This window comes from candidate division TA06 bacterium (assembly GCA_004376575.1).
Classification (GTDB): domain Bacteria; phylum Hydrothermota; class DG-26; order E44-bin18; family E44-bin18; genus E44-bin18.
Genome location: SOJN01000102.1, coordinates 1 through 4,358 on the forward strand (window position 1 = coordinate 1; position 4,358 = coordinate 4,358).

A 4,358-nucleotide genomic window follows, 5' to 3' on the forward strand; every position below is an offset into this window, starting at 1 on the left:
AATTACTGACATTTTTAATTTGCAAAGAACCTGACATTTTCTATTTGCAATGACAGTCTGCCACGTTTACAGTTGACAGTCGGGGGAGTCTGGTCTAAAATGTCCGTCCTTTCTTCAAAGCCACGAAAGGAGATTGGCAAATGGGTATGACCCTCGCAGAAAAGATACTTTCCCTGAAAACATCCCGCGAAGTCCATGCTGGTGAAATAGTTATCAGCCCTGTTGACGTGGTAGCCACGCAGGACGGGACTGGTCCTCTAGCTGTCAGGGAATTCAGGAAGCTGAAGATGCCGGTGAAGAACCCCAAGGGGGTCGTGCTCTTCATAGACCACGCCGCGCCGAGTCCGAGAAAGGAGCTTTCTAACGACCACATGCTTTTGAGGGAATTCGCCCAGGAGACTGGCTGCAACTTATCCGACGTGGGGGAGGGTGTGATCCATCAGCGGCTCGTGGAAGATTTCGTAAGTCCAGGAAATGTAGTCATAGGAGCAGACTCACACTCATGCACTCCTGGAGCGCTGGGTGCTTTTGCCACAGGCATGGGGTCAACAGATATAGCCATTGGCATGGCTCTGGGAAGGACATGGCTGCGCGTCCCTGACACATTCAGAATTAACTACACCGGCAAGTTGACAAAAGGGGTCTACTCCAAAGACCTGATACTCTTTCTTATCGGCGATATTGGCGCCGATGGTGCGACGTACAAGGCTCTTGAGTTTGGCGGCCCTGTCGTCGAGCAGATGTCTATGTCCAGCAGGTTTACACTTTCAAACATGGCTGTTGAGGCAGGAGCCAAAGTCGGGCTCATAGCGACTGACGAGACAACAAAAGCCTATCTTAAGCTGATGGATAGGGGAGACCAGTTCATAGAAATAGGTCCAGACAAAGATGCGAAATACGAAAGGACAATTGACATAGATGTTACGAAGTTAGAACCTCAAGTATCTTTTCCCCACACCGTGGACAATGTCAGGCCCATTTCAAAAGCCGAGGGAGTCAAAATCCAGCAGGCGTACATCGGAACCTGCACAAACGGAAGGTTGGAAGACCTCGAGGTGGCTGCCAGAATACTAAAAGGGAAGACGAAAGCAAAAGCCGTCCGCCTCATTGTGTGTCCCGCGTCAAAGAAGGTCTTCAAAGAGGCTCTGGACAAGGGCTACATCAGCATTTTTGTCGACGCTGGCGCGGCCATTATTGCTCCTGGATGTGGACCATGTGTAGGTGTACATGAAGGCGCTCTGGGAGACGGAGAGAGGTGCATCACGAGCCAGAACAGAAACTTCAAGGGGCGGATGGGTAACCCTGAAGGGGAGATATACCTGGCCTCACCAGCAACAACAGCTTACTCTGCGTTGAAAGGCGAAATAGCGGATCCCAGGGAGGTTCTATGATACTTGAGGGAAAGGCATGGAAGTTCGGAGATGATATCTCGACAGACCTGATATGTCCCGGTAGGTATTTCCATCTCAGGTCAAATCTACCTGAACTTGCCAAACATGTGCTTGAGGATGCTGATCCAGAGTTCGCGTCAAAGGTGAACAAGGGAGACTTTGTGGTGGGCGGCAGAAACTTCGGTCTCGGCTCATCAAGAGAACACGCTCCCAAGATAATCAAAGTGGCAGGCGCAAATGGAGTTATTGCCAAGAGCTTTGCCAGGATATTCTACAGAAACGCGATCAATGTCGGTCTGCCCGTACTCGAGTGTGACACGACCGGAATAGAGACCGGCGATGAGATAGCGGTCGATCTGCAGGAAGGGACAGTAACAAACGTTACAAAGGGTGAGACTCTCAAGTTTGAACCCCTTCCGCCTGTGATGATAAGGATTCTTACGGACGGCGGTCTGGTGGCTCACATCGCGAAGCATGGAGATTTTCAGGTATAACCAGGAGAAAGCATGGTTAAGTTTGACAAAGTGGGGGTTCCCGAGGAAGGGACAAAGATAGAAGTTGAGGACGGAAAGATCAAAGTCCCGGACAATCCGATCATCCCTTTCATAGAAGGCGACGGGATAGGGCCAGACATCATGAGTGCCTCTCAAGTTGTGTGGAACGCCGCCATTGAGAAGGGTTACGAAGGCAAGAAGAAGATTATCTGGATGGAGATATTCGCCGGGGAGAAGGCAGCCGAGAAGTACGGCGAGGTCCTTCCCGCTGATACATACAAGGCTATTGAGCACTTCGTCGTGGCCATAAAGGGACCGCTGACAACACCAGTAGCTGGTGGTTACCGGAGCCTCAACGTGTCCATGCGTCAGAGGATGAACCTTTATGCCTGTGTTCGTCCTGTTCGCTATTACGGCGGGACTGCGCCAGTTCGTGAACCACAGAAGCTTAAAGTGATCATCTTCAGAGAGAATACTGAAGATGTCTATGCCGGAATCGAGTGGGAGCAAGGCACTCCTGAGGTGAAGAAGGTAATTGACTACCTGAACACGGAAATGGGCACAAAAATCCGGGAGGACTCAGGCATTGGCGTAAAACCCATATCCATCACCGGGACGAAGCGACTCGTCAGGAAGGCAATGAAATACGCAGTAGACAAGAGCAGCAAGAGCGTCACGCTTGTCCACAAGGGAAACATCATGAAGTTCACAGAAGGAGCCTTCAAGGACTGGGGATATGAGCTGGCCGTTGAAGAGTTCAGAGATAAGGTGATAACTGAAGACGAGCTCTGGGACCAGATGAAAGCTGATGATGGGGTAACCCCAATAACAAAGCCCGGAGCATTTGCCGAATTGAGAGGGGGAAAGGAGCCCGGAGATCCCGGCGATAGGATAGTGGTCAAAGACAGGATTGCTGACCAGATGTTCCAGCAGGTTCTCATCCGGCCTAACGAGTATGATGTCATCGCCCTCCCGAACCTGAATGGCGACTATCTTTCCGATGCGTGTGCAGCGCAGGTTGGAGGCCTGGGCATGGCTCCTGGCGCCAACATTGGTGATGTGATCGGCCTCTTCGAGGCGACTCACGGGTCGGCTCCCAAGTACAGGGGAATGGACAAGGTGAATCCCAGTTCTCTCATACTCTCAGGCGTTATGATGCTTAGATACCTGGAATGGCATGAAGCGGGTGACCTGATTGAAAATGCTATTGAGAAAACGATTGAACAGAAGCGGGTAACTTATGATTTAGCAAGAGTTATGCCTGGCGGTGTGAAGCCCATCAAGTGCTCTGAATACGCAAAGGCGATTGTAAAGAATATGTAAGGTCGAAGACCATTTCTGGAAACATACGGGGCATCTCTGAACCTAGAGGTGCGCCATTTTCACCTTTTACCAACTGTTCCCTGTAGGGGCGCGGTCTCCGCGCCCAGCGCGCTTGCATGGGTTCCCCACTTCACCCTCCGTGGCTCCCCGACTCTGCTGTCCCTAGCTCCGCCGGGCTTCGCGTGGGACTTCGCGTTGGGCTTCAGTCCGCTAGTCGTTTGGTTTTTTGCGGGCGATTTCTGCCAAGGTTCGAAGGGCGTCGTTTACTGACTTTGCAGTTGAGAAGATTTCGGCTACATCAGGGTCAAGAACCACAATATTACTCCCCTTAGCAAAGCGCTTGGCATATTTGCCACGAATCCCCTTCGAGAAATCGTACTCCTCACGCATTACTGGCTCCCGGAGCTTTTTCCTATGTTTCTTCATAAGTCTCTCTCTCACGCCCCGTTGCTAGACGGGCGCTAATTAGGCGGATGTTATTACCTCTTTCCGTGTGAGCGACAACCAAGGTCCGACCGCGATACGATTGACCAACGATGATGGACCGGAGTTCATCATCGGAGGGATCTGGATCAGCAATTGTCAGGGACAAAGGGTCTCCGAAAACACTAGCAGCTTCTTCGAATGAGACCCCATGTTTTTTGAGATTTGAAGCAGCTTTTCTCTTGTCCCATTCGAAGGTCAAAGCCATTTGGCTCTCTTTTACATGGGCGCTCTAACGGCCGTAGCGGAGTTGCGTGCGTACAATACGGAATACAAATCGAAAAACCGATATCAGATCTTTGGCGAAATTATTATATTCTCTTTGCTCCCCCTTTTCAATAAAAATGGGAACCCCCTACAAACAGGGATTCTAAGGTGAGTTCGGCCGAGGTGGGTCTACTTGACTTTTGGGTTCTCCTTGGCGACGTAAGCTGCAGCTTATTTCAAAAAGACATTTGTCAAGAGTCTGTTGACAAAACCATAGATTTCACCGGGTCGAAACACAAGCGTATTAGATCCATAAGTTCCTCAAATTCGAAAAATTAGAATCTGAAAAATGTGGGTGGTCTCGTCATCCTGAGCACTTCGCTACGCTCAGCATAAACTCCGCCGAAGCACGGAGTCCCTTCGATACTCTCCTCGTGAAACGAGGGGCCGTGAAACGCCC

At 50.7% G+C, this 4,358-nt stretch carries 5 protein-coding genes; 3 read left to right on the plus strand and 2 right to left on the minus strand.

Annotation, left to right across the window (positions count from 1 at the left end):
- The first annotated feature begins 140 nt into the window (after positions 1-140).
- The 3 genes from E3J62_08945 to icd are packed head-to-tail and all read left to right on the plus strand — an operon-like array spanning position 141 to position 3,208.
- Complete coding sequence (locus E3J62_08945) at positions 141-1,391, plus strand: 3-isopropylmalate dehydratase large subunit (GenBank protein ID TET44948.1); 1,251 nt, start codon at positions 141-143, stop codon at positions 1,389-1,391.
- Positions 1,388-1,885, plus strand: coding sequence for a 3-isopropylmalate dehydratase small subunit (locus tag E3J62_08950; GenBank protein ID TET44949.1), 498 nt, complete (start codon positions 1,388-1,390; stop codon positions 1,883-1,885). Before E3J62_08945 ends, E3J62_08950 begins: the two co-directional genes overlap by 4 nt.
- A gap of 12 nt (positions 1,886-1,897) precedes the next feature.
- Entirely contained in the window at positions 1,898-3,208 is a 1,311-nt protein-coding gene (icd, locus tag E3J62_08955; GenBank protein ID TET44950.1) for an isocitrate dehydrogenase (NADP(+)), read from the plus strand.
- A 210-nt stretch (positions 3,209-3,418) separates the two neighbouring features.
- On the opposite strand, the gene E3J62_08960 is transcribed toward icd, so the two are convergent.
- Together E3J62_08960 and E3J62_08965 are read right to left on the minus strand one after the other, a co-directional pair.
- Complete coding sequence (locus E3J62_08960; protein TET44951.1) at positions 3,419-3,634, minus strand: hypothetical protein; 216 nt, start codon at positions 3,632-3,634, stop codon at positions 3,419-3,421.
- Positions 3,621-3,893 carry a BrnT family toxin gene (locus E3J62_08965; protein TET44952.1) on the minus strand — a complete coding sequence of 91 codons (273 nt, stop codon included), beginning with the start codon at positions 3,891-3,893 and terminating at the stop codon, positions 3,621-3,623. Before E3J62_08965 ends, E3J62_08960 begins: the two co-directional genes overlap by 14 nt.
- Positions 3,894-4,358: the final 465 nt, after the last annotated feature.

Coding starts and splice junctions, on each gene's coding strand:
- E3J62_08945 (TET44948.1), top strand. CDS start 141: ATGGGTATGACCCTCGCAGAAAAGATACTTTCCCTGAAAACATCCCGC.
- E3J62_08950 (TET44949.1), top strand. CDS start 1,388: ATGATACTTGAGGGAAAGGCATGGAAGTTCGGAGATGATATCTCGACA.
- icd (TET44950.1), top strand. CDS start 1,898: ATGGTTAAGTTTGACAAAGTGGGGGTTCCCGAGGAAGGGACAAAGATA.
- E3J62_08960 (TET44951.1), bottom strand. CDS start 3,634: ATGAAGAAACATAGGAAAAAGCTCCGGGAGCCAGTAATGCGTGAGGAG.